This window comes from Roseburia sp. OM04-10BH (genome assembly GCF_003462605.1).
GTDB lineage: Bacteria > Bacillota > Clostridia > Lachnospirales > Lachnospiraceae > Roseburia_C > Roseburia_C amylophila.
The window spans coordinates 1-25,717 of the sequence record NZ_QTZI01000012.1; the positions used below are offsets into that span (position 1 = coordinate 1).

21 protein-coding genes are annotated in these 25,717 nt (G+C 41.7%); 3 read left to right on the plus strand and 18 right to left on the minus strand.

Annotated features, from left to right (window positions below; all coding sequences use genetic code 11):
• From DXB43_RS11900 to DXB43_RS11950, 13 genes are all read right to left on the minus strand, one after another.
• The coding region (locus DXB43_RS11900; protein ID WP_147343692.1) for a T7SS effector LXG polymorphic toxin at positions 1 to 380 on the minus strand (380 nt) is incomplete at its 3' end.
• A 450-nt stretch (positions 381 to 830) separates the two neighbouring features.
• Positions 831 to 1,622, minus strand: coding sequence for a sporulation initiation factor Spo0A C-terminal domain-containing protein (locus DXB43_RS11905; RefSeq protein ID WP_117698818.1), 792 nt, complete (start codon positions 1,620 to 1,622; stop codon positions 831 to 833).
• Positions 1,623 to 1,736: 114 nt separating this feature from the next.
• Entirely contained in the window at positions 1,737 to 1,922 is a 186-nt protein-coding gene (locus DXB43_RS15035; protein WP_147326048.1) for a hypothetical protein, read from the minus strand.
• The gene (locus tag DXB43_RS11910; protein ID WP_117698836.1) at positions 1,912 to 3,180 is read right to left on the minus strand and encodes a Y-family DNA polymerase; all 1,269 of its coding nucleotides are present in this window, start codon (positions 3,178 to 3,180) and stop codon (positions 1,912 to 1,914) included. The genes DXB43_RS15035 and DXB43_RS11910 overlap by 11 nt, the downstream gene beginning before the upstream one ends.
• 72 nt (positions 3,181 to 3,252) lie before the next feature.
• Positions 3,253 to 3,759 (minus strand): DUF2798 domain-containing protein, encoded by a 507-nt coding sequence (locus DXB43_RS11915; RefSeq protein ID WP_117698819.1) that lies wholly within the window; start codon positions 3,757 to 3,759, stop codon positions 3,253 to 3,255.
• Positions 3,760 to 3,882: 123 nt separating this feature from the next.
• Positions 3,883 to 4,317 carry a MarR family winged helix-turn-helix transcriptional regulator gene (locus tag DXB43_RS11920; protein WP_117698820.1) on the minus strand — a complete coding sequence of 145 codons (435 nt, stop codon included), beginning with the start codon at positions 4,315 to 4,317 and terminating at the stop codon, positions 3,883 to 3,885.
• A gap of 65 nt (positions 4,318 to 4,382) precedes the next feature.
• Positions 4,383 to 7,811, minus strand: coding sequence for an ABC transporter ATP-binding protein/permease (locus tag DXB43_RS11925; protein WP_117947663.1), 3,429 nt, complete (start codon positions 7,809 to 7,811; stop codon positions 4,383 to 4,385).
• A 333-nt stretch (positions 7,812 to 8,144) separates the two neighbouring features.
• The gene (locus DXB43_RS15320; RefSeq protein WP_199535094.1) at positions 8,145 to 8,288 is read right to left on the minus strand and encodes a hypothetical protein; all 144 of its coding nucleotides are present in this window, start codon (positions 8,286 to 8,288) and stop codon (positions 8,145 to 8,147) included.
• 33 nt (positions 8,289 to 8,321) lie between these two features.
• Entirely contained in the window at positions 8,322 to 8,753 is a 432-nt protein-coding gene (locus DXB43_RS11930) for a hypothetical protein (RefSeq protein ID WP_117947664.1), read from the minus strand.
• Positions 8,754 to 9,071: 318 nt separating this feature from the next.
• Positions 9,072 to 11,708, minus strand: coding sequence for a cation-translocating P-type ATPase (locus DXB43_RS11935; protein WP_117947665.1), 2,637 nt, complete (start codon positions 11,706 to 11,708; stop codon positions 9,072 to 9,074).
• A gap of 361 nt (positions 11,709 to 12,069) precedes the next feature.
• Positions 12,070 to 16,338, minus strand: coding sequence for an EAL domain-containing protein (locus tag DXB43_RS11940; protein ID WP_117947666.1), 4,269 nt, complete (start codon positions 16,336 to 16,338; stop codon positions 12,070 to 12,072).
• Positions 16,339 to 16,461: 123 nt separating this feature from the next.
• On the minus strand, positions 16,462 to 18,225 hold the full coding sequence (locus tag DXB43_RS11945) for a S8 family peptidase (protein ID WP_117947667.1): 1,764 nt from the start codon (positions 18,223 to 18,225) through the stop codon (positions 16,462 to 16,464).
• 106 nt (positions 18,226 to 18,331) lie between these two features.
• Positions 18,332 to 19,564, minus strand: coding sequence for a CapA family protein (locus DXB43_RS11950; protein ID WP_117841834.1), 1,233 nt, complete (start codon positions 19,562 to 19,564; stop codon positions 18,332 to 18,334).
• 210 nt (positions 19,565 to 19,774) lie between these two features.
• Here DXB43_RS11950 and DXB43_RS11955 point away from each other — a divergent pair, with 210 nt between their 5' ends.
• Positions 19,775 to 20,341, plus strand: a complete 567-nt coding sequence (locus tag DXB43_RS11955; RefSeq protein WP_022244388.1) for an ECF transporter S component — start codon at positions 19,775 to 19,777, stop codon at positions 20,339 to 20,341.
• A gap of 86 nt (positions 20,342 to 20,427) precedes the next feature.
• Here DXB43_RS11955 and DXB43_RS11960 read toward each other — a convergent pair whose 3' ends face one another.
• From DXB43_RS11960 to DXB43_RS11975, 4 genes are all read right to left on the minus strand, one after another.
• Positions 20,428 to 21,210 (minus strand): DUF4097 family beta strand repeat-containing protein, encoded by a 783-nt coding sequence (locus DXB43_RS11960; protein WP_117947668.1) that lies wholly within the window; start codon positions 21,208 to 21,210, stop codon positions 20,428 to 20,430.
• A complete protein-coding gene (locus DXB43_RS11965) occupies positions 21,207 to 21,899 on the minus strand; it encodes a DUF1700 domain-containing protein (protein WP_158564722.1) in 693 nt (230 codons plus the stop codon). The genes DXB43_RS11960 and DXB43_RS11965 overlap by 4 nt, the downstream gene beginning before the upstream one ends.
• Positions 21,896 to 22,219 (minus strand): PadR family transcriptional regulator, encoded by a 324-nt coding sequence (locus DXB43_RS11970; RefSeq protein ID WP_117841831.1) that lies wholly within the window; start codon positions 22,217 to 22,219, stop codon positions 21,896 to 21,898. Before DXB43_RS11970 ends, DXB43_RS11965 begins: the two co-directional genes overlap by 4 nt.
• Positions 22,220 to 22,573: 354 nt before the next feature.
• Positions 22,574 to 23,215 (minus strand): HAD family hydrolase, encoded by a 642-nt coding sequence (locus DXB43_RS11975; protein ID WP_117698828.1) that lies wholly within the window; start codon positions 23,213 to 23,215, stop codon positions 22,574 to 22,576.
• A gap of 128 nt (positions 23,216 to 23,343) precedes the next feature.
• Here DXB43_RS11975 and DXB43_RS11980 point away from each other — a divergent pair, with 128 nt between their 5' ends.
• On the plus strand, positions 23,344 to 23,583 hold the full coding sequence (locus DXB43_RS11980; RefSeq protein WP_022244383.1) for a hypothetical protein: 240 nt from the start codon (positions 23,344 to 23,346) through the stop codon (positions 23,581 to 23,583).
• 1 nt (position 23,584) lies between these two features.
• Entirely contained in the window at positions 23,585 to 24,835 is a 1,251-nt protein-coding gene (locus DXB43_RS11985; protein ID WP_022244382.1) for an HlyC/CorC family transporter, read from the plus strand.
• Positions 24,836 to 24,867: 32 nt separating this feature from the next.
• Here the strand turns inward: DXB43_RS11985 and DXB43_RS11990 are convergent, their stop codons facing one another.
• Positions 24,868 to 25,647, minus strand: coding sequence for a hypothetical protein (locus DXB43_RS11990; RefSeq protein WP_117947669.1), 780 nt, complete (start codon positions 25,645 to 25,647; stop codon positions 24,868 to 24,870).
• Positions 25,648 to 25,717: the final 70 nt, after the last annotated feature.

Consider the following 25,717-nt stretch of genomic DNA (forward strand, 5'->3'; position numbering starts at 1 on the left):
CTCTCAATATCCGCCACTTCCTCTGCTACCGCATCAAAGTCTGACCTGGCTCCCTGGATATTTTCCTCCAATCCCTCCATGGAATCCTGGGACATCTCTGCCATCTGGTCAGAATCAATGTTATAATACCAGTCTGTATAGAGTATAAAGCTGCTCCGGTAGGTTTCTATCGTATCTTTTATCATATTTGCAAGATTCATATGATAATCCCACATATAGCTTCTTACATGCTCTGCTGCCTCTCCATGCATCTCCGACATGGCAGCAATCTCTACAATACTGCTTCTTACCACATCTATCTGTTCTATCCACCGGTCAAGCTGTGCCAGAATCAGTTCCCGAATGCTGGTAATTTCTTCATACTTTACCTGAAATCCCATAACTTTCTCCACTTTTATTATTCTGTTTTTATCCTGTCTGTTATCTATTTTTCCCCTTTTCCATTCGACTTTCAAGGAAAAATATTCGACTTATTTTTGTCTGAAATTCGACTTTTCAGCACCCTATATTCGACTTTTATGCCACTCTTATTTTTATTATTTTTTCTTCCAAATTCCTTGTTTTATGCTGTTTTTCTCAAAATTTCCTTTACCGCTTTCCAGCAGATTCAAGGTCGAGCCAAAAATTTTTTAAGTCGAATTATATATAAAAACCGGTTACACTCATGCACGAAGTACGAATTGGTTGTGCATTTTTACCAATAACTATAACCACAATTTCTTACAATGCAGGGCAACTACGAAAAGCACACTTCGTGAGTTTCTCGCGTAAAAAAAAGAAATCTGAATCTCCTTAGAAATTCAAATTTCTTCTATTTTGTAAGTATTTATTTAATGTAAAACATTCCGCAATCGTCTGACCACACACTGAATATACTCTGTATTCGATGGTTTGTTCTGTATTGAGCCTCTCCATTCTGGATTCTTGAGGTATGATGTCTCCTTATCTGGCTTTGACCATACCCGTTCTATTACATTTCGAATTGATTTTTCCACACCACTTACTGATGTCTGATATACTTGTGCAACCTGCGGATAAACATCATTCGTTATCTGGATTGACGTACCATTGGGAACAGCCAACAGAATCCCAATTGCTCTTGCAAGATATTTGGTTCCTTTTCGGTCCGGCTCAAAACCGCTTTTTATCAGTTCACCCCATGCCAGTACATACTGAATTTCGGTTTCTTCCTGTTCCGTATAGATTACCTTTCTTCCATTATGATATTCGCTTTCTACATCTGCAGTCGTTGGTGCGGTCAGCTTAATTATTTCAATAATTTTCTTTGGTGAAAATAATTCGTTATTTTTCTTATAAACCAAATCTATATCTAACTTATTGATGCTATGCAGAAAATGCTCCGAACCATAATTTGTTGTTACGATAATTTCCGGATGTTTCTTTAACTTCCGTTTCATCTCTATAATGAGATGGATTCCGTCACCTTCTTCTAACTCCAAATTTACAATTACTGCATCTACTTCCTGTTCTGTCAGAATATTGATTGCATCACTCTGCCGCCCCGTTACCGCTACCAATGCAAATTCTTCATCCCGGGCTATTTCTAATGCATATTCCTTGCACAAAAGTTTATCACCTTCTACAAGCATGATTCGAATCATTCTTTCTTTTCCTCCCTCAGCATTCCGATTCAGCTTCCTAGCTGTTTTGTGGAATCTACTCCCTGTATCTATACAATGCTACAGATATATATTTATATCATTTTGTCAAAAAAATCAATACCCTTTCTCTTTTTCCTTCTTCCGCAGTGCTTCCTTAAAGCCCTTCAGGGCATCGAAGGGCATAAACTGCTTGGCACGGTCTTCGATGTCCATTTTCTCTCTTCTCAGATTCTCTCTCTCATTCCAGCCGGATGCGTTTTCCTGCTGTCCGGCTCCCATGGTGTCTCTTCTATACGCCACTCTTATGCCCTCCAATCTGACCGTTTCGTTCTATTGTCGTTGCACTCTCTTCCAAATTCATTCCCTTTAAAATAGCATTCTTACCGTAGCGCTGCTTGATGGAGATTGCTGCACGCTGTGCCTTCACATCCTTCTCTGTCTCTTCCGGATTTGAAAACAAATCAAATTGCTGATAATCTTCTGCCATTACGCCGGTATAAGTCAATGTAATCCGCCGGATATATGCTCCCGGTCTTACAATTCTCCGATAAAGCTGCTCTACATAAGACAGCAGCCGGCGGTTGGAGCTGGTTGCACTGCGCAGCGTTGTGCTTCCCTTCGCCGGTTCAAAGCATTTCTGATTGCTGTAACCGATTACCAGACTGATATGGGATGTTACAAGACCCTGGTCTACCAGGTCAAGGCACAATAAATCTGCCATCTCTTTTACCACCAGTACACCTTCCTCATACTCATAATCCCGCGGCAGCACCTGACCGCTGGAAAAGGATGTATTCTTCGGCCGATATGCCTTGATGTCCGCTATCGTTACCGGTTCTCTTCCCCATGCGTGATCAATTAACAGCTCTGCATCTATGCCAAAAGACTTATATAATAAAGACTCTCTGGCATGGGCAATCTCTTCCATTGTGCAGATGCCCATATTCGATAGACGCTCTACCGTTCCACGCCCCACCCGCCAGAAATCAGTCAGCGGTTTATGTTTCCAGAGTTTCTCCCGGTAGCGTGCTTCATCCAGATAGGCAATCCGGTCTGTCTCATGCTTTGCCATAATATCTAAAGCAACCTTCGCTAAATAGAGATTGGTTCCTACACCACAGGCAGCCGGAATCTTCGTGGTATCTAAAATATCCTGCATGATTGTCCTGCCCAGTTCCACTGCTGTCATCTGGTAGAGATGCAGATAATCCGTCACATCCAAAAATGCTTCATCAATGGAATAGACCTGAATATCTTCTTTTGCAATATATTTTAAATATACGCCATAGATTTCCGCTGCATAATCAATATATAGCTGCATACGGGGTGGTGCCATCTTATATGGAATTTCTTTGGGAATCTGAAAGACACGACACCGGTTGGGAACTCCCATCTGCTTTAACGCCGGTGATACGGCAAGACAGATGGTTTTCTCTGAGCGTTCCGGGTCTGCGACCACCAGCCTGGCAGTCAGCGGATCCCATCCCCATTCCACGCACTCCACCGATGCATAAAAAGATTTTAAATCAATACATAAATAGATTTTATTTCCATTCATATCAATGCCTTTCAAGAACATTTGTTCTTGTTTTATATTAGCACATATGTTTGGATTTTACAAGAGGAATTCTTATACAGGATTTCCACTTTCTGCTTCTAATAATACGGTTCCAACCGGAAATGCTGTCCGAAAAATCTTTCTTACCAACGGACCTGCAATCAGAAGCTGAAACGGCAGTGCCATAATAAAATTCTTTGGAATATTGGTAAGCCAGATAATCAGAAGCATATTCCATGCTCCGCTTTTTACGCAGGCTTCCAGTCCACCGTATAAGGACATGAAAATTACCATCGGAACTACCATACAGCAGGAAACTGCAATCACTTTTTTCGTTGTGCTGCTTTCCGGTTTTACCAGAAAACGAAATGCAAATCCCTTTGCAATTTTAGATACCAGAAACCAATCCAGACACATTGCGCATACATATGCCAGTGGGAATCCCAGCCAGCCTTCTCTTATTACTTCCATATTCAGTGTTCCCATATGCAGTGCTACATTATACATACTCATCCATAACACCATGGAAAAACACATTAACACCGTATAAATCAAACTTTCTCTCTTATGCATTGGCATAATCATTACCTCCATTTTTTATTAAGTCGCAAAGCTACCTATTAGTTCAAAACGAAAGTGAAATCAGAAAAGAAAATTTACACGGTAACTTCCTCCTCTTCCGATTTCACTTTTATTTTATGCTTAGGAAATATTCTGTAACATCATCTCTGTCATTTGCAGAAATGTTTCCATCTGCTCCGGTGTAAAATCCTTACACATTTCTTTTACAACCAGTGCTTCCTTCTTCGCAATCTCCTTATGAATTCCACGGGATTTCTCCGTACAGGATATTTTCTTATAACGCCGGTCATTCTCACTTGGTGCACAGATTAAAAATCCTTTTGCCTCAAGCCTTTTTATAATTCCCGTCATTGTCGGATGTGTCACCTGCTCGATATGTTCTAAGTCCTTCTGATTTACTTCTTCCACTCCATTATCTTCCATCAGACTGACTTCTCCTAATACCCGAAGCTGGACGGCAGTAATTCCGATTTCTTCTGCCCATTCATCCATTTTGCGACGGAATGCCCGGTCTATAATTGCAATCCGAAGTCCAAGCGGCATCTTCACTGCCATAATTTCACTCCTTTTAGGTAGCTTTGCTACTTATTATAAATGTTTTTCAAAAAATGTCAACCTCATTATTCCGTCCGGAGTGCTGTTACCGGGTCACTCTTCGATGCTTTCTTTGATGGGATCAGACCACCCAGAAGTGTCAAAAGGATACTGAGTAAAATCAGCACCAGTGCCGGAACTACCGGAAGCACCGCACTTACATCGGTTGTATTTGCAAGATTATGGATAATCGCATTGACCGGAATAATCAGAAGCAGTGTAAATCCGATTCCAATCAGTCCGGCACACAGTCCGATAATAAAGGTCTCTGCATTAAATACCTGGGAAACGTTCCGCTTCGATGCTCCGATAGCTCTTAGGATTCCGATTTCTTTTCTTCGCTCTAGCACACTGATATAAGTAATGACACCAATCATAATTGAAGATACCACCAGCGAAATTGCCACAAATGCAATCAGTACATATGTGATAATATCCACAATATCGGTTACGGAAGACATCAGCGTTCCTACCATATCGGTATAGGTTATCACCTGCTCGTCCCTGCCTTCCTTTTCCATGCGGTTATTGTATGCATCTAAAATTTCTACCACATGCTCCTTGCTTTCAAAATCCTTCGGATAAATATTAATTCCGCTTGGCACTGCAAAATCCACATAGCCTAATTTCTTTAAGTTATTCTCATAGGTTGTTCCGGTTGCAGAACCCATAGACATCAAAAGCTCTGTCAGCTCATCCTCATTCATATTAATCTGAAATGCATTTAAAAATGCTTCTTCATCCACCTGCATGCCGGATGCCATGGCACTTTGCAGCTTGTTTCCCATCTGTGTCACTGCCTGCTGCATATACTGCTGTATTGCCGTCATCATCTGCTGCTGTACTGCGTCCACATTCATAACATTCGAAAGTCCGGCTGCAATTCTCTGCTGACCATCTGCTGTATTCAGATATGCCGCAAAAGAATCTCCCAATTTTGCCGGGTCAGGTAATCCATTATTCTGTGCATAAGTCTGATAACCTGCAAATAATTCAGAAGACAATTTCTGCATCTGCTCCTGCGTAATCTCAATATTTCCACTACCTGTAAATATCTCAGATGCCCACGCTGTTATGATCCCCTGGGCTTCCTCTGTCTGCAAATATTCTGCTAAGTACTCATCAAATTTCTCCGGGTCGGTATAACCATGGTCTATGACATATTGCTGATATCCACCCATAATCTGCTGGATGAGGCTCTGTATCTGCTCCGGTGTAATAGTTACCATGCCATTTGCCGTAATAATCTCTTTGATATTATCGGATAAAATTTTCCGGGCTTCTTCCGTATTTAAATAGTTCATAAAATACTGGGACAGATTCGAATAATCTGCCTGCGGATTATCCTTTGCATACTGCTGGTATCCCTCTAAGAGACTGCCTGCAATTGTCTGCATTTCTTCCGCAGAAATTGACTGACCCATGGAAGAAGCATCCATGGAAAATGCCCCGGACAAATCGGCACTTCCCATATCCCCCATAGAATTTTCCAACCCGCTTAAGGCACTTTCATCAAAGGAAAATGCTTTTTCCAATGCTTCACTGTCTACGGTAAACAATGACTGCATATCAAATCCGTTTTCCTTATCTACCTCACCAAACGCTTCATTGGTAAAGACATTTACGGATGGATTTGCAAGCTGCTGTTTTACTATCTCACTCTTTGCCGATTCCTCTGCCACATGCTTTGTCAGAGATTTTGGATATGCAATTCCTGCATTTAAGGATGCGGCATTACTTCCTTCTGCCGGCTGCACCACACCTACAATCGTAAGCTCTTCTCCGTCTGCCACCAGTTGTTTCATAAAGTCTTCATTATCCGACTTATCCTTCCAGACCTGATACTCTTCATCATAAGTATAATAATCCGCACTGTTCACCAGCTTAAACCGGATTCCTACCAGATCTTTATAAGTATAAGTTCCAAAATCAGATGGCGTCTCGATATTTTCCTCACTGGCAAACTGCTGTATCATTTCATCTAATTCCAGCGGGTCACGAAGACCTAATGTATACAGTAAAAAGTCACTAATTCCGCCATTGGAAGTAAGCACCACCACACACTCATTATAATTTTCCGGCCAGCGTCCTTCCTTAATATCATACTGCTTTTCATATAACTTACTGTTTTCCGGCATCTCATAAAAAACATCCGTGCTCATCATGGATGACATCAGACTATTGGAACCAGATGAAGTTCCAAGACCTACTGCATCAAAAGATTTGTCCGGATTTACCTGACGTATCCCGTCTTCATTTTCCTTAAAAATCTGCGGACTGATATTATAAGTATACTCCACCGCTGTAGTATACTGCTCAATTCCACTGTCTCCTTCATCAAGATACTTTTTCAAAGCCTCCAGGTCATTAGATGCCATCGTGGAAAACATATTGGTTACCATCTTAATGACTTTTACTTTATCCCCGGAATTTTCTTTATCTGTTTCGGCATTTTCGTCATCACTTTCCGTATTCTTTTCAGAATCTGCCATTCCAAGGCTCATGGATGCAAGGCTGAATCCCGTACTCTGAATCTGCAGCGGATACTCGGATAAGGTCTCTTTCTCTACATTTTTGATATATTTATTTACACCGGTAGAAAGAGATAATATCAGTGCAATACCGATAATTCCAATAGAGCCTGCAAAGGAAGTCAGCAGGGTTCTCGCCTTTTTCGTTTTTAAATTATTAAAGCTTAAGGACAATGCCGTAAGAAATGACATGGAGGATTTTCCCATGTTTTTATGCTCTGGTTCCTTCAGCATTGCCTCATCCACTTCATAAGGATTGGAGTCAGCACGAATTTTTCCATCACTTAATCTAACAATTCTGGTAGCATACTGCTCTGCTAATTCCGGGTTATGGGTTACCATAACTACCAGCCGGTCTTTTGCCACTTTCTTCAGCAAATCCATGACCTGCACACTGGTGTCACTGTCTAATGCTCCCGTCGGTTCATCCGCCAGCAGAATATCCGGGTCATTGACCAAAGCTCTTGCAATGGCTACACGCTGCATCTGTCCACCGGACATCTGGCTTGGCTTCTTGTGTAACTGGTTTCCCAGTCCCACCTGCTCTAATGCCGCAACGGCTCGTTTCTTCCGCTCTGCCTTACCGATACCGGAAATGGTCAATGCCAGTTCCACATTTGCAAGTACCGTCTGATGGGGAATCAGATTATAACTTTGAAACACAAAACCAATGGTATGGTTCCGGTAAGAATCCCAATCCCTATCCTTGTATTTCTTCGTGGATATTCCATTGATAATCAAATCTCCGCTATCATAACGGTCGAGTCCTCCGATTATATTAAGCAATGTGGTCTTTCCCGAACCACTCGGCCCGAGGATTGCCACGAACTCATTATCCCTTAAATTTAAGCTGACATCATCCAGTGCCTTCTGCACCAGACTTCCGGTCTTATATTCCTTATAAATGTGTTGAATCTGAAGCATATGATATTCTCTCGTTTTCCATTTTTTATTTTTCTATTTTACTTTTTCTTTCTCACTCTGTTTTTTATATTACCTTATTCCGAACATTTTTACATCTCACTTTCGAAAAATATCATGATTTTCATAAAAATTTTAGAAAATGCATAACAAAGAATGTGCCTTGGCACATTCTCGCGCCTGCGGCGGTCGCTTGCGACATCTACCTTATACGCCGCAGTGCACATCCTCGCGGAGCGTTTTTTACTTTGCAGGAAAGCAATTTCCTGTAAAGTAAAAAAAGGACTCTGTTTTCTGACCTGCCGCCAGATTCCAGAATCCTCTTTTCTTTATCTTCTAATCAAATAATCCAATGTGATATTTTACCTTCCGGCCAATCTTCCATACCAGAAGTACCGGCATTGCCAGTACCAGATAAGCACAGGAAAGAATTCCTACTCCACCACCTAAGATTATCATAATCCAGATAAAAATATTCATTTCTTACACCTCGCATATTATTATTTTATGTATTTAATATGCGGGTGCCAATGCTTCCTTCTTTCCGTCCGCCTTCCGCTCAAACCTTGCTAACATCAGGCTCCTTAGTACATTATCGCCATGCTTCTTCCGGTTCCTCTGAATGCGTCCCATAAAAAGCTGTGGCAGTACCACCAACAGCAGCCAGAACATCATTCCAATATTTCTCCTATGGTTCGCCAGTCTACCGCTGCAGCCTAGTGTCAATGCCGCAATGCCTGTATTCTGCATCTGCTCCTCTCTGGATAACATCTTATCCGGAGTATCTAAAAGACGGACATTCTTTAATTCTATGTAATTTACTGCAAAGGCTTCTTTCTCTGCCGGGGAAACCTGTTCTGTTCTGGTGGATGCGCCTGCAATGGCTACCAGAAACAGGATGCTCCACAACAGTGCCAAATGCCTGATTATCTTTTTCCGATACATCTGTCTCATTCCTTACCCTGTGATTAAGCTTAGTATATGTCGCAGGACAGCTTCCGTCAAGAGTTGATGCAGCCAGATGGGCTAAGGACAGAGAAAAAAATACAAGCACAAATTTGCAGCCGGTGTCCGGGAAGAAATTTTTGATGAAATGCGTTATCGTTCTTGAAAGTGTTTTTTCTGATAATAAATTGTCTTTCCGCTGCTTTGACTGCTCACCCCATCTGTCCGTCGGAAGCGGATGCGAACTGGAATCTGCAAGGGCACATAAGAATTTCGATATTGTGTTTGATTTCGGCTGGCAACCGGCGCAAATTTGGCTTATTTTTTTAACTCTCTCACTCCTCTGACCATCTGGATGACAACGGTCGGAAGTGCTGCCAGCAGAATAATCTCAATCACAGCAGGACCAGACAATGATTCTACTGAAAATAATCCCCGGAGCAGCGGTACAAAAAGCACCAGTCCCAGCAGCACACTTCCAGACACAAATGCAAGGATACTGTATGGATTTCCGGTAAAGCCCAATGCAAAAATGGTCTTGTTTCCACGACAGTTAAATCCATGGAAAAGACGCGCCAATGTCAGTGTTGCAAATGCCATAGTGGATGCCATTGCCGCACCCTTTCCATTTCCGATATAAAATGCTGCCATGGTGGATGCCGCAATACATAAGCCCTGCAACATAATTCGCCGGAATGTCTCTCCAGATAAAATTCCTTCCGATGCCTGCCTTGGTTTTTCTTCCAATAAACTTTCATCCTGCGGTTCCACGCCAATGGCAATTGCCGGAAGGGAATCTGTCAGCAGGTTAATAAACAGTAAATGCACCGGAGCAAATGGAACCGGAAGCCCCAAAAGGGATGTATACAATACAGATAAAATTCCTGCCATGTTGCCGGAAAGTAAAAATAAAATAGCATTTTTTATATTACGGTAAATGTTTCTTCCGTTCGTTACTGCTTTAATAATCGTAGCAAAGTTATCATCTGTTAATATCATGGCTGCCGCATCCTTTGCCACTTCCGTTCCGGTTATTCCCATGGCTACTCCGATGTCTGCCTGCTTTAATGCCGGTGCATCATTTACACCGTCTCCGGTCATGGAAACGATATTGCCCCTCTTCTGCCAGGCTTTTACAATCCGTATCTTATGCTCCGGTGACACTCTCGCATAAACAGATATTTTATCAATCTTTTCTTCCAGTTCTTTTTCCGGGCAGGCATCCAGCTCTGTTCCGGTTAATGCCAGATCCCCCTCTTCATAGATTCCAATACGCTTTGCAATCGCAACGGCTGTGATTTTGTGATCTCCGGTAATCATTACGGTGCGGATTCCCGCCCGCTTCGCATCTGCTACTGCCTGTATGGATTCTTCCCTTGGCGGGTCTGCCATGGCAGCTAATCCTAAAAAGGTAAGTCCATTTTCATTTTCCACCGTCAGTTCTCCCCCGGACTTCTTACATGCAAATGCCAGTACCCTGAGTCCCTTTTCAGAAAAATGCTGATTCTGCTTCTGGATTTTTGCGATTTCTACATTATCCATCGGTCTTATCTCTTCTTCATATGCCACATTTATGCAACGGTTTAAAAGGACATCTACTGCTCCTTTTGTAAAAATAATTTCTTCTTCGCCATGCAGCCGGTATTTACTGCTCATGCATTTCCGTTCAGAATCAAATGGAATTTCTTCTAATCTCGGAATCATATTTCGAATCGTTTCTTCCTGTATGGTAAGCTGCCCTACATTTTCCGTTCTGTCCTGATTCAGGCGGACTTCGTGGAACATTTCCAACAGGGCAGATTCTGTCGGATCTCCCAGTACTTTTCCATCCGTTATGCTGGCATCATTATTTAAAATAGCATTGTATAAAAAAAGCCTTTGCAGGCTGGACTCCAAGGTCATCTCATCCGGTTTACAAGTCATACCATTCAGATAAACCTCTTCCACATGCATCTTATTCTGTGTCAGTGTTCCCGTCTTATCGGAGCAGATTACCGATACACAGCCTAAGCTTTCCACAGCTTTTAATTCTTTGACAATGGCGTGCTCCTTTGCCATTCTCCTGCTTCCCATTGCCTGCACAATTGTAACGATGGAGCCTAATGCTTCCGGTATTGCCGCTACTGCCAGTGCAACAGCAAACATCATGGCATCAATGACCGGCATCTTCCGGTAAATGCCAAGACAAAAGACCAGTGCACAGATTGCCATAATCAGTATTGCCAGCTTTTTGCTGAAAGAATCAAGACTTATCTGAAGCGGAGTCTTCCGCTCCTTCGTCTGATTCATCAACCCGGCAATCTTTCCTAATTCCGTTTCCATTCCTGTTGCTGTTACAAGTACCTCCGCTCTTCCATATGTTACAAAGCTTCCAGAAAATACCATATTTTTCCGGTCTGCCAACGGTACTTCTTCCGGCAATACTTCTTCATTTTTTTCTACATTGACAGACTCTCCTGTCAGTGAGCCTTCATTGACCTGCAGGGAATAATTGCGAAGAATTCTTCCGTCTGCCACAATCATGTCCCCTGCTTCTAAGATTACATAATCCCCGGGCACAATCTCTTTGGATGCAATCTCCTGACGTTTTCCATCCCGGATAACCCGGGCCGCTGGTGCCGCCAAATCCTTCAAACTATCCAGTGATTTTTCTGCCTTCCTATACTGTATCGTACCAAGAACAGCATTCATAAGTAATACCAGAAAAATTACGATAGTGTTCTCAACATTTCCGGAAAACATGGAAATAATTGCTGCAATAATCAGGATTATGACCATCAAGTCACAAAACTGACTTAAAAACACCTGTAACAGACTCTTATGTCTGCCCTCGCTCAGCCGGTTTTCGCCTGTCTCTTTTCGTATTCTTTCTACTTCTTCTTCTGTTAATCCTTTTTCCCGAAAGCCAAACATTTCTTCCAACTGCTCTTTCGTACAATTCCAATATGCTTTCATATACGCTTAACCTCCTGCTTTTTATGTTACCGGGTATCAACTATGCATAACAAAGAATGTGCCTTGACACATTCCCGCGCCTGCGGCGGTCGCTTGCGGCATCTACCTTATACGCCGCAGTGTGCATCCTCGCGGAGCGTTTTTTACTTTACAGGAAAGCAATTTCCTGTAAAGCAAAAAAGGAACGAGCACTTTTACCGCATCAAAATAATACGGTAAAAGTCTCGTTCCTCTGCAGTGTATATTCCGGTTATCCCTCTTCAGATAACGTGATGACGAAAAATACAACACCGGCTATCCGGTGCGAACTACTCCCTGATACGCCATCATCATAACATATACCTTTTGTCTCCGTCAATGCCTATTTTTCTGACTCTTCCCAGTAACAACAGGTATCCTTTCCTTTATGCTTCGCTGTATACAAAGCTTTATCTGCCTGCCTGATACTGTCTTCATAGTTATAGCTGTCTTTTCTAATCAGGGTGATTCCAACACTACAGGATACCGGAGTCGGAAGCTTCTCCCGCAGCTGTTCCTGCATCCGAACCAGTCTCTTATCCAAGGTTTTCTTTGAGCCAAATCCTTTAAACAATACTACAAATTCATCCCCACCAAGTCTTCCTATATAATCGGTACAGCGGAAGCTTTCATGAATGGTATCCACAAAAGTACGCAATACTTTATCTCCATATGGATGTCCCTTGGTATCGTTAATCTGTTTAAAATTATCAATATCCAATATAAGAAGTGCACACACTTCCCCTTTCTTTGCTTCTTCTAATACATAATGGCTGGTATATTGTTCAAATATCCGCCGGTTCAGTACGTTCGTCAACGGATCGGTATTGGCTGCACGCTCCTGTTCCTGCTGACGGCGTTTCTGTCCATCTATATCCTTAAGATACAGCAGTGCATACATATTTTCTGTTACCTGCTCCTGAAATACATGTACGGTAAGCTCCATCCAGTGGTAACTTCCTCTTGCCATCCTTCTGCGAAGCTGATAATTCACAGTAGCCGTTCCACTGTTATAATTATAAACCATCTTTTCCTGCTCTAATACATCATAGCATCCAAACTGGTCTTCCTCTAATACCAGTTCATCAATATGACGGTTGAAAACCTTCATATAATTTAATGCTTCCCGCTCGCCCTCTGCTACGTAATCTTTCCAGAGTCCACCACTGCTTTGAATCTTACCATTACTCAGGTCTACCTCAGCATATGCCACGGTCTCCGACAGCATTGCCTGATAAAAGTCCTCTCTCTGTAAATATTTTAACTGGATATTCTGATGATCTTCAATCTGATAAATAGTAACTATCCTCAAATTTTCATCCTGTTTCTGGTCTCCGATTTTACAGATATCCAGACGGAACCATTCAAACTCATCCTGCTTGTTTTTTAAAAGAATTTCTAATACCTGATCCTCTTTTCTATATTCTACACCGGTAAACGCTGCATGAAATACATCCCGGAAATGGGGATGTACCATTCCATCCTCCCAGCTTTCCGGAAATCCAACCTCTTTTAGCTGATTTCCCTTTAACATAGAACGATTTGTATGGAAATAAATGGTATGTTTCTTCTCATTATACTCCATACGTTCATATTCCTGACTCTTTAAAAATTTTTTCCGAATCATATCATTATTGATACGATGATATCCTTTTAATGTATAGACACCATTTTCCTGATGACCAAGCACTCCAACACAGCGTACTGTCACTTTTCCACGTTCCGGATGATTCCAGGTATATTCCATCTCAATAATCTTTCCGGTTGTAATAATATCATGTAATGCATTCTGTACATAATCGTAATAACCATCACTGATGTTATCATACCAGAACCTGAAATATTCCTCGCTGTTCATAATGTCGTCTATGCCCAGAATGCTGCGCATGCTCTTATCCACATACAGACGGTTCTTTCCATTGACCGTATCCAGTTCCAGCGTCCACAGTCCCAGTTTTACAGACTGTAATATATTTTCTTCCTTCAGCATACCCGTCATACGGGCTATCATTTCACTCTTTACATCCATCATTCCGTCACGAATCAGTATATTTGAAATAAAAGGACGTATTCTGGCAAGAAAAGTCTTATCATTTGGGCGGTATTTCGGATTATCCACACCAATAAATCCAAATAAATGACCTTCATTTAACAATGGAAGAAGCATCAGCCTGCGTATTTCCTGATGCACTAATATTTTCCACAAATCCGGTGCTGACTCCCGATACATATCCACATCTTTGATAATAACCGATCTGTCTTCCTTCAGACTGCCAATCACCAGTTTTACCCGGTCACCCGGTACTGATGCGAGGTAAAGCTGCTGGCTCTGAATCTCATTTTCACACCACTCACAGACATTGCTCCAGCTATCTGCCTCTTTGGAATATAAAAAGATATAGCAGCGGTCTGCCTGATAAAATTCCCCGGTATGATGAAGAAGTTCACTGATGATATCAGCTTCATTTTCTTTTTCTTTCGCCTCTTCCAAGGCTTTCACAATGCCCTTTTCCACTTCTAACTGTTCTTCCAGCCTGCTCATGGAAATATTGATGGTATTCATGTCAATACCTATCTGAAGGCGTGCTGCCTTATTGCCCCAGTTTACTAATTTATCCTTCATCAACATCTGGGTTCCTAAGAATTCATTATTTGCATATCTGGTCAAAAACTTCTTATGCTTTAATTTTGCCATATTACAATCTGGGCACGGTTCTTCCCTGCCCTCTAATACCTGATAACATTTCTTGCCGGCATAATCACTGACGCCGCTGATTCGTTGTCCGGCAGAGTTCATATAATATAACTCATAGCTTTCCGCATCTATGACATAGACCATCTCTTCTAACTGGTCTAATATTGCTTTATAATCGGTACCATCTCCTGCTTCCGGCAGAATCACTGTGCTATTCCCACAATCTTCCTGCCACCGTTCTTCCTCTACATGTCCAAAAATATACTGTTTTTCAAACAGCTCTTCTTCAATCGGTTTACTGAAATAGAACCCCTGTAAAACTTCAGGTGCAAGCTCTGCAAGTGTCTGTAATTCCTCCGGTGTTTCTACCCCTTCACATACTACCCGGATCTGTGCACTTCTTGCCAGTTCCAAAATATTACGAAGAAGCCGGTAATTGTATGCACTCATATTAATCCGGCTGACAAAGCAGCGGTCAATTTTAATCTCATCAATTGCCAGACTCTTAAGATAACTTAAGCTGGAATATCCGGTTCCAAAATCATCCATGGAAATCTGTATACCACGCTTGCCCCACTGATAAAATAACTGATTGTATTTGGTATAATCCTGTAACTGCATGCTTTCTGTCAGTTCCAGAATAATAGCTTCTCCGGGAATTCCTTCCTGTTCTAATAAATCATAAATGTACTGGCTTAAATCCGGCTGCTGTAACTGTATATAAGAAAGATTAATACTCATACGGAATTCCGGATTATAACGCCGCCACTTTGCACACTGGGCAATGGCTTCCTTTAATACCCATTTTCCCACCTGCACAATCATTCCGCTCTGCTCTAATATTCCAATAAAAAGATTTGGTGACACTACCCCATGATATTTTGAGCGGAAACGGAGCAGTGCCTCTGCTCCCACTACTTCATAATTACTCATCCCAATCTGTGGCTGGAAGAGAAGATAAAATCCATCACACTGGTTGCGGATACTCTTTCTGATTTCTTCTGTTAAGTCAATAACCGACAACTGTTTCTCATAATCTTCTGCTGAGAAAAGAATCAACCGGTTCTTACCGCTCTTCTTGGCACGGTCCAGAGAACTTTCCGCATAGTTAAACAGTGTATTGGCATCCTTGATTCCGGACATCGGATAGCAGACTGCACCTGCTGAAAAGGTACAGTTCTCCATCATCTTCATCTGTATATTCTGGTATACCTCACGCACAGCCTCCATATCATATCCCACAAAATTAACTGCAAACCGGTCACCATCCAGACGATAAATTTTTATGTTTTCATCAATACTATTTTCCAGAAGAGCCGCAATCCTCTTTAAAATAAAATTACCATGGCCTCTTCCATATTTCGTATTGATATTTTTAAAATTATCCACACCAAGAACAAGTAAAACACCTTCTTTTCTGCTGTTCAGCATTTCATCCAGATGTTCCATTAATTTAGTACTATTAAAAAGTCCGGTAAGTGAATCTGTCTTTCCCAAAAGGACAGTATCTGATGTTCTTCCCACCATTACATAAGGAATCCCGGTCTCATCCAGTTCAGCTTTCCCACGACAGCTGATCCAGACCAGATTGCTGTTTCTGTCTACCAGCCGGTATTCCAAATCATGTATCAGGCTTCTTCCAGAGCAGATAGATTCCATATCATTAACCCACTGGTTTAAGTCTCTTTCATATACAATATCTTTCCAGTCATCTATGCCGCAGCTGTTGTTTTCATCCATGCGCAATGCATATCTCTTTGATATATCATTGCTGGCGAAATAAAATTTACCCTCTTTTAAATCTGCCAGAAATAAATAATCATCGGTACTTTCACTTAATAACTGCAGAGTCTGGTAACATTCCGCAAATCCTTTTTTCCCTTTAAACAATTCATCCAGCGTATTCTTCTCCTGCATAGCCCCTCCAAAAAATATATATTTTTCTGTCTATACATTCCTTCCTGCATTTTTTAATTGTACATCAAATTATCGTTTTTTACAATATTTATTCAGAAAAGTGTCATAAAAGTACAACCGTATTCATCCAGCATCCGATGGCAGACTGTCCGCTGCACACAATACACCCCAGCCCAGCCTTGGATTTGGGAAAAAGGAATATCCCGGCAGTGGTCTTGCTCCCCGGATGAGATATGCTTTTATTTTTTCCCCATATAAAAAAGCATCATGTTTCTCTACAATTCCCCATTGCATAAAAAGTGCTGCCGTCCCGGTTACAAATGGCGTTGCCATTGAAGTTCCACTTCGTACGGTATAACCGCCGCCTGGTGCACAGGATTCAATGTCCACCCCTGGCGCACAGATGTCCGGTTTCACCTGATTGGTCTCTCTGGTGAACCCTCTCCCGGAAAAGGCTGCCACCTGATTATATCTTGCATCATAGGCCCCCACCGAAATTACCTTATAGGCAGTGGATGGAATTGTAAGCGTTGTCTCTTCTGTGGGATATAAAAATCCGGTTGCTTCTCCGATGACCGCAAGGGAAGGCAGCCACATATTATAGACCCCGGTTACAATCTTTTCCGGTATCAGCGTTATTTTATAGATTCCGCTGTCGATATAATTTTCCACCGGAAGAAAATCAAAATAGATTTCCTGAAAAGGACTGAAAGGGCTTGGTTCTCCAAAATATAATAAAATCTGCGTTCCTTCGATAGTAAATCTCTGGGGGCCCTGCAGCTGCCGGATAATCCCCACCGTTTTCCCACTGGGATGTGTCATCCGGATGGAAAAAATATCCGCATAGGATTTCCAGATTTGTAAGCTTAACGCAGGCTCATATTCTCCTACTGCAAATTCCACTTCCTGTTCTCTTCCCATTACAAGCTGCCCGGAGGTATGCCCTCTGGCACTGCCTTCATTTCCGGTGCCAATCACCAGAACCGATTTCCAGTAATTTGCCATATCAGATAAATAGGTTTCAAGAAGAGAGGTTCCATCATGGGAACCATAGGTATTGCCAAAGCTTATATTTACTGCCACCGGCTGCTTAAGTTCCAGTGCTTTCCGGAGAATATAATCCATTCCAAGCATCAGCTCTGTTGTCCTTGGAAAAGAATTTTTTCCCGGTGTGCCAAGCTTTACCACCAGCAAATCACTTTCATATGCCACGCCCCGGTTTCTTTCATTGGATGATCTTCCATTTCCCGCTGCGATTCCTGCCACATGGGTTCCGTGCCCGGATAAATCCCGGCTGGGGCAGATACGGTACCCCTCCTGTATATCCTCCTGCTGCAATGCTTCATTGATTATGTCCCGGTCGTATTCCGTTCCAAGCCTGAATCCCGCCGGTGGATTTCCTGCAATGGTCTGATCCCAGATTGCCAGAATCCGGCTGCTTCCATCTTCCTTTCTAAAATCCGGGTGTCTGTAATCGATGCCACTATCTAAAAATGCCGTTATCACACCTTTCCCACTCAATCCCGTTCCCCCTAACCCCATTTTTCTTGTATAAAGGGACGTAATGCAGGAGGCTCTGATTCCCTGCTGTACAGAGAAAAAGAGCCTCTTTGGTTTTTCCATATATTCAATTTCTGTCCGGTCTGTTACCGCATCCATCAAAGCCTCCGGCAGCCGGATAACTGCATATTCATTGCTCAGTTCTGTAACTTCAATATCCGGAAATATCTCCTCTAATTTTCTGAGACTTCCGGTATATTTTACAATGACTTCCCATGTGTCCGTTTCTTCCTGATATCCTACATTTAAGTTTAAGGACTGCAGTCTTTCCTCTTCCGTTGCATCCAGTGCCAGATTCAGTAAGTTTTCCCGTTTCGAACTGTTCATTCCATCTCCCGGCAATTTCTTTTATTACTACTCTATCGCAATCCTGTATTTTTATGCACTTCTTTTCAGCTTATTGTACCAATACTGTTTCATACTCTGCTGTCTCTTATTGTGGTGTTACGGTTCCGTCATCCTGCACCGTTACGCCAAAGGAAATGCTGTTGATATAGTCATTCAACTGCTGCTGTTCTAATTCATTCATCTGTCTGGTCTTTCCATTTTCTGCCTTTGCTCCCACCAGCTTATAAGAAATTGCACCATCCTTATCCACTACCATTTCCACTGCCATGGTGCGCTCAATGCTGCTGCCAAAAACAAAATTGCCAAGGCTGTAAAACACCGGCTTTCCGTCGATATATTCAATGCCCTGCAGACAATGGGAATGTGCACCAAACACTACATCTGCACCGGCTTCAATATATTTCTGTGCCAGTGTTCTCTGATATGCCTCAGGTTTTTCCTGATGTTCCAAGCCCCAGTGGACATAAACCACCAGCACATCACACTGACTGCGCGCTTCGGCAATGGCATTGACAAACCGCGTTTCATCATAAGTAGAAAGGACTCCCGGTACTGCGCTTTCTACATTCCAGCCGGCAACCGGAAGTACACGGGATGCTGCAAGAAATCCATACTTTTTCCCATTTACTTCTATTACCTGCACTTCCTGCGCCCGCTCTACGCTGTCCCCTGCTCCGGCATATAAAATGCCCTGTCCATCTAATGTTGTAAACGTATCACTCAATGCTTCCCTTCCATAATCGAGGATATGATTATTTGCCAGAGTGACCACGTCCACGCCCATTTCCTTTAATGCTGCTGCATAGGATGGGTCTGTGCGGAAGGTATACTGCTTGTCCTCCATCTGGGTGCCCCGGTTACTAAACGGAAATTCTTCATTTACCATGGTAATATCTGCATTTACAAGCAGCTCTTTCATGCCATTATCTATGACAGCATCTATGCCTCCGGCATCATAGTTTGTTTTAAAAGAATTGGCAAAAAGTACGTCTCCGGTAAACATCAGTGTTGTATCTTCTGTTACATCTGTTGTTTCTTCATTTTTTTCCGTATTCTTATCTGCATCTTCAGAAGCTGCATCCTTTCCGGCTTCCGCATCATTTTTACCGTCAGTTTTATCACTGGTCTTTAAATCGGATTCTCCATTTTTATCCTTGCTGTCTTCTGCCGCTTCTGTCCCTGCTGTTGCGGCAGTCTGCCGGCTGTCCTTCTGGCGGATGCTTCCACCGTGATGGGCTGCATATATCATTGCTGCACCCAGCAGAATCACACACACTATAGAAACTATATATAATGCAATCCGAACTTCTTTCTTCATTATTTTATCTCCTTTTTTGTAGTCATGTTTCCGTGACTATTTTACCAATGAATGAGCATTTCGGCAATCGTTAAAATTTGTATACTCCTTTTGCCTTTAAACTGGCATGGTCATATTTGTTATATCTGGCTATTTTAATCAAACCACATTTTGCATATGATAGGGAAAACGATTTGCAGATCACATACCAAAGAAAGGATTTACTTTATTATGAAAAATACAAAGAAAATGGTTACTGCGGCCTTGCTTGCTGCATTTACCTGCATTGCAACTATGATTATTAAGATTCCTACACCAACTTTTGGATATATTCATTTAGGAGACGGACTGGTACTCCTATGTGGTATTATCTTAGGACCTGGAATTGGTGCACTTGCCGCTGGTATCGGCTCCATGTTTGCTGATATTTTCTCCGGCTATATGACCTGGGCTCCTGCCACTTTAATCATCAAGGCTCTGACCGCATGCATCGCCGGACTTCTGTTCCACAAACTGCGTCTTAACATTTCTTCCAAAGCTAACCGCAGTGTCCGCGTTGTTATCGGCGGTATCGTAGGTGAGGCTCTTATGGTACTTGGCTACTTCCTGTTTGAAGCAGGTCTTGCTGCATTTGCCAGCGGTTCTTTCTCCTCCGCTGCTCTTGCTACCGGAATTGCTTCTTCTGCTGCAGGTATTCCATTCAATATCGTCCAGGGTGTTGTCGGCATTATTCTCTGCCTGATTCTGCTCCCGGTTTTAAGTAAAATCAATGATGTAAATGAGTGGGTTTCCAAGTAAATAATTTTATAAAAAATGATAGCAGGCAATGTCTTTTCACATTATCTGCTATCATTTTTATGCTGGCAGCCCGCAAAGGGTGTTTCTCATCGTTTTTCAAAAATCACATCAATATTTCCCACATCACAACTTACATCCATATCATAATCTGCGTCATTGTCGATTTCTTTTTCTCTGCCAAGTCCGGAAACGGAAATATCTCCTACTTTTATAGAACCAACATCACAGCTTAAACTATAATTGTAATCCTGCTGCTCTCCGGTTAATTTCAATTCCATATTTCCCACATTACAATTGGCGTCTAAATCACCTTTTACTTCACCGGCAAAATCAAGATTTCCGGCATCCACATCCAAGCTTGCATATGCTGTCGTCAACAGTCCTTCTTTTATATCAATATTTCCTGCTCCGACTTCAACTGAAAGTTCCTCTAACTCAAGCTGTTCCGGCACTTCAATAACCACCTGTAAACGATGCACTCCATCTCCCCAATATGCTGCATGGGAATTTTCGCTGATTGTTAATGTTCCGTCCTCCAATACAGTCTCTATCTCTGCATTTTTAGAAGTTGTTATTACCTTAATCTCTTTGCCTTTTCCTTTGACTACTTTCAACATTCCTGCATCCATATCGATATCAAGTGATTTCACATCTTCCGGTGCAAATGCAGTCTCTTCTGTACTGGCTGTTCCTTTATCCTGTCCTTCCCAGTCAGTTATATCCCAATGAAATGCAAATTTATTATTTTGCACTGCTTCTACAAATTCCCGCATGGTTCCACCGGTTGCAATTCCAATTCCTAATACCACGCAGCCTAAAAGAAAGCAGCCTAATGCAATACCAAAAATAATTTTTAATGCTTTTTTCATGCGCAAGCGCCCCCTTTCTTCTTAAATAATGACTGCCATAAGTTTGCAATTCCTTTTGCCAACCATGGGAGAAACTTTCCACATACCAAAACCAGAAGTCCGGCTGCGCATAATCCGATTGCAAGCATCAGAAGTCCGGCTGCCATAGAAATAAGACCTAGGGAAATTGTGCCTGTTACCAGAATTGTAATTGCTACACCTGCTACCGCTATTCCGCCGATTACACAGCCGACTGCAATTCCAAATAGTCCTCCGGTAATTCCCAATAAAGTTCCACCAATTGCCACTAAAATACTTCCCCAGATTGGTGAAGTAATCACCAGCAGAATAATCAGCAAAATATTTCTTGTAGTATTGTCTTCCTTCTGGATCGTTCCGTTATAATTCTGCTGCCCCATATTCTGGCTTGCACCGTTATAATTCTGCTGTCCCATACTCTGGCTTGCACCGTTATAATTCTGCTGATTACCGGAAGATGCTGTCTCACTATTATTGCATCCTGGGAAATCTGCCCGGATGGTTGCTGCCACTTTTTCCGGAGATTCTAATTCCCGGATTATCTTCTCTTCATTTTCTTCTCCTGCATCCTCAAAGTAGCTGGTATAGTATGCAATTGCTTCCCGTTTTTCCTCTTCCGGAATTCCTTCTAATAACTGCTCCAGCCTTCTCATAAACTCCTGTCTGTTCATATCTTCTCCTCTCTGGAAAATAATTCTGTTATTTTCGAAGAATAATTTTCCCATTCCTTCCGATAATATGTTAATCTTTCATTTCCATTCCCAGTTATCTTATAATACCTTCGATTTCTGCCCCCACATTCTCTGTCGTATACTTCCAGACAACCGTCCTTCTGCAATCTTCGCAACACCGGATACAGCGTTGATTCTGACACTTCAATGGCTTTCCGCACATCCTGCGTAATCTTATAACCATAAGTACCTTCCTCATCCTTTGATACTACAGCTAAAACAATTGCATCCAGAAGTGCCGCGCCTGTATTAAATACCATGCAATCACTCCCTCCAGATTTTCATAAATATAATATTATTTTTAATGCATTACTATTTTATATTCAATACTATATATCATATAATATTATTTGTCAACCTATAAAACCTGTCACTGGCAGCCTTTTACGAATGCGGGCAAGAAAAAAGAATGTGCCTTGGCACATTCCCGCGCCTGCGGCGGTCGCTTGCGACATCTACCTTATACGCCGCAGTGCGCATCCTCGCGGAGCGTTTTTTACTTTACAGGAAAGCAATTTCCTGTAAAGCAAAAAAAGAGCCTTGCTTCGTTCTTTTCAAACAACCAAGACTCTTTTTCTCTTATTTCTACATTCGTTTCCTGTTTTCTATTTTAATTATTTTCCGGCAAATACTTTTTCTACCACTTCCGGAAGCTGTGACAAATTTTCAATTTCCGGTACTTCATCATCAATTGTGCCAAATCCATATGCTGCATGGATAAAAGCGACTCCTGCCTTTTTGCTGGATTCGTAATCGCTCTGGATATCTCCCACATACACTGCATCGGTAAGTGCATTCCGGGATACTACCAGGGCTATATTATCTTCTTTCTGTTTTTCATTATTTCCATAGCATTCTATATCCGAAATATATTTTCCTAAGTTATAATAAGAAAGAAAAGCCTCGATATATCCGCTCTGACAATTGCTTACGATATAAAGTTCATATTTTTCCTTCAGCTTTGCAAAGGTTTCTTCCACACCCGGATATAACACCGCACCATGCCCGGACAGATATTCATTTTCATATTCGCCACATTTATCTAAAAGTTCCATCCGCTCTTTTTCCGGCATATCCGGGAAAAATTTTGCTGCAATAACATCCATTGTTTTTCCCATGATTCCACGAAAATCCTCTACAGTCAGAGGTGTACGGTTCACTTTTTCCTGTTTTAATATTTCATTCCAGGATTCTGCCACACCGACTGTAGAATCCCACAGAGTTCCATCCATATCAAAAATTATTCCCTGCTTCATTTTTCTTTCCTTCTTCTATTTTTCTGTTTTCTATTAGTTTTCTATTAGTTTTTGAATTTTTTGTTCAATTTTATTCCTACATGGTGTATAATACCATTATTATAAAAAAAATTGCAAGGAGATTTCTTATGAGTCAGGAAAAAGTTGACCGTTATAAAGAACAAAAGAAAAATCGTAAAAAAATAATGAAACAGGAGAAATGCAAGCGTTATCTGGGTTATACCGCTACCGTTGTTGTCATTGCACTTATCATAGGCTGGGCAGGCTTCTCCATTTATAAAAATCATGAAGCAAATAAACCGGTATCCTATACAGAGGTAGATTTAAGTGCTCTTACGGATTACTATTCCAATCTGCAGGTGGACTAATTTGAGTGGAACAGATATCATCCAATTAGTAAGTCTTGTCATACTGATTCTTTTATCAGCATTCTTTTCTTCTGCTGAAACCGCCCTTGTAACCGTTAACCGGATTAAGATGCGGACCTTGGCAGATGAAGGAAATGTAAGGGCAAAGCGCGTGCTTGCTATCACGGATCATTCATCTAAGATGTTAAGCGCTATTTTAATCGGAAATAATATTGTAAACTTATCCGCCTCTGCTATTTCTACAGCACTTGCCATCCGCATTTTCGGAAGTGTTGCTGCCGGAATATCAACTGGAATTTTAACTGTTTTGATTCTGATTTTCGGTGAAATCACTCCAAAAACAATTGCTACCATACATTCCGAAAAACTGGCATTGGCGTACTCCGGAGTTGTCAGCTTTCTTATGAAGGTTCTTACTCCTGTCATCTTTATTATTAATATGCTTTCCCATGGCTTCTTAAAGCTCCTGCATATTAATCCTGATGCCAAGAAGCAGACCATGACAGAAGCCGAGCTTCGTACTATCGTAAATGTCAGTCACGAATCCGGTGTTATTGAGAATGAAGAACGCAATATGATTAATAATGTGTTCGATTTAACTGATTCTGAAGCAAAAGAAATTATGGTTCCCCGCATAGATATGACTTTCGTAGATGTCAATGCCAGCTACGAAAAATTATTAGAGATTTTCCGGGAAGCCAAATATACAAGATTACCAGTATATGAAGATACCACGGACAATGTCATTGGTATTTTAAATGTAAAGGATTTATTGCTCTATGATGACCGGACGAATTTTTCCATCCGCTCTATTATGCGGGAACCGTTCTTTACATATGAGCATAAGAATACTGCTGAATTATTAAAAGAAATGCAGGCTTCTTCCCTCAACATTGCTATCGTATTAGATGAATATGGTGCAACTGCCGGTCTTGTTACTTTAGAGGATTTATTAGAGGAAATTGTAGGCGAAATTCATGACGAATATGATGCCAATGAAGAAGCTGATATTACTGCTTTAAATGAAAAAGAATACCTGGTCAATGGTTCCATGAACCTTTATGATATGTGTGAAAAACTGGGGATTCATTTGGAGTCAGAAGATTATGATTCCATTGGCGGCTATATCTTAGAACATTTAGACCATCTTCCGGACGAGGGAGAATCCATTACCACAGAAAATGGAATCCTGCTCCGGGTTGAAAAAATGGATAAGAACAGAATCGAAAAGGTATATCTGAAAACTCCTTAGGGAGTTTTCGATATACCTTTCTTTTTCTATCATCAGTCATCTGCATACGGAATATGATAACTGAATTTACTTAATCTTACATGATATGCGCCATCATAATTTCCCACAAAAGTTGTACTTACCAGTCTGGTATAATGTAATTCATACAATTCCTTGTCCACTCTTACTGCATCTGCAATATCATAATCCATCGGCCAGTAATATCCCATAGTTCCATCATCAAAACTCATCACTGTCCAAAGCGGATACGGGCATGGATTTGCTGGTTTTGTTTCCTCTGCCGGCTGTTCTGTCGGTGTTGTTGCCGGAGTTTCTGACGGTGTATCTGATGGTGCTGCCGGAGTTTCCGACGGTGTATCTGATGGTGCTGCCGGAGTTTCCGATGGTGCATCTGATGGTGCTACTGGAATTCCACCGACAGGTTCCTGTCCCCCGGATGTCGTTGCGTTTTTCTGAGCTGAAGGGGCCGGCCCTCCTGCAGTTGATGCCGGCTCTGTTGGTTCCTTTCCCGGTGTCACTTCCTGTGTTCCCTTTTTATCGGTTTTCTCATTCTTTCCATCGGATTCATCCGGCACTTCCTGCTTTGCCAACAGAACCTCTTCTTTCTTCTGCTGAAATACCTCCTGCAATGCTTCCGTCTTACATACCACAACTCCTGTTGCAGTATGCTCCTCTGCTTCGTGGAATTTTCCTATGGATGTTTTGTTTAAAACATGATTACTGCTCTTCTGTACGAAAAATGTACCACCAACTACAGCTGCCACTGTAAGCAGACAGCCTGATAAAATCAATATTTTTTTCTTTGGATTCAATTTTTCATAACTCCTTTCACTTTTCTCCAACTATACCATAAGTCATTTTTATTGTGCAACCAATTTCTTC

Coding starts and splice junctions, on each gene's coding strand:
- DXB43_RS11905 (WP_117698818.1), bottom strand. CDS start 1,622: ATGATTCGAATCATGCTTGTAGAAGGTGATAAACTTTTGTGCAAGGAA.
- DXB43_RS11910 (WP_117698836.1), bottom strand. CDS start 3,180: ATGAATGGAAATAAAATCTATTTATGTATTGATTTAAAATCTTTTTAT.
- DXB43_RS11915 (WP_117698819.1), bottom strand. CDS start 3,759: ATGCCAATGCATAAGAGAGAAAGTTTGATTTATACGGTGTTAATGTGT.
- DXB43_RS11920 (WP_117698820.1), bottom strand. CDS start 4,317: ATGGCAGTGAAGATGCCGCTTGGACTTCGGATTGCAATTATAGACCGG.
- DXB43_RS11925 (WP_117947663.1), bottom strand. CDS start 7,811: ATGCTTCAGATTCAACACATTTATAAGGAATATAAGACCGGAAGTCTG.
- DXB43_RS15320 (WP_199535094.1), bottom strand. CDS start 8,288: ATGAATATTTTTATCTGGATTATGATAATCTTAGGTGGTGGAGTAGGA.
- DXB43_RS11930 (WP_117947664.1), bottom strand. CDS start 8,753: ATGTATCGGAAAAAGATAATCAGGCATTTGGCACTGTTGTGGAGCATC.
- DXB43_RS11935 (WP_117947665.1), bottom strand. CDS start 11,708: ATGAAAGCATATTGGAATTGTACGAAAGAGCAGTTGGAAGAAATGTTT.
- DXB43_RS11940 (WP_117947666.1), bottom strand. CDS start 16,338: ATGCAGGAGAAGAATACGCTGGATGAATTGTTTAAAGGGAAAAAAGGA.
- DXB43_RS11945 (WP_117947667.1), bottom strand. CDS start 18,225: ATGAACAGTTCGAAACGGGAAAACTTACTGAATCTGGCACTGGATGCA.
- DXB43_RS11950 (WP_117841834.1), bottom strand. CDS start 19,564: ATGAAGAAAGAAGTTCGGATTGCATTATATATAGTTTCTATAGTGTGT.
- DXB43_RS11955 (WP_022244388.1), top strand. CDS start 19,775: ATGAAAAATACAAAGAAAATGGTTACTGCGGCCTTGCTTGCTGCATTT.
- DXB43_RS11960 (WP_117947668.1), bottom strand. CDS start 21,210: ATGAAAAAAGCATTAAAAATTATTTTTGGTATTGCATTAGGCTGCTTT.
- DXB43_RS11965 (WP_158564722.1), bottom strand. CDS start 21,899: ATGAACAGACAGGAGTTTATGAGAAGGCTGGAGCAGTTATTAGAAGGA.
- DXB43_RS11970 (WP_117841831.1), bottom strand. CDS start 22,219: ATGGTATTTAATACAGGCGCGGCACTTCTGGATGCAATTGTTTTAGCT.
- DXB43_RS11975 (WP_117698828.1), bottom strand. CDS start 23,215: ATGAAGCAGGGAATAATTTTTGATATGGATGGAACTCTGTGGGATTCT.
- DXB43_RS11980 (WP_022244383.1), top strand. CDS start 23,344: ATGAGTCAGGAAAAAGTTGACCGTTATAAAGAACAAAAGAAAAATCGT.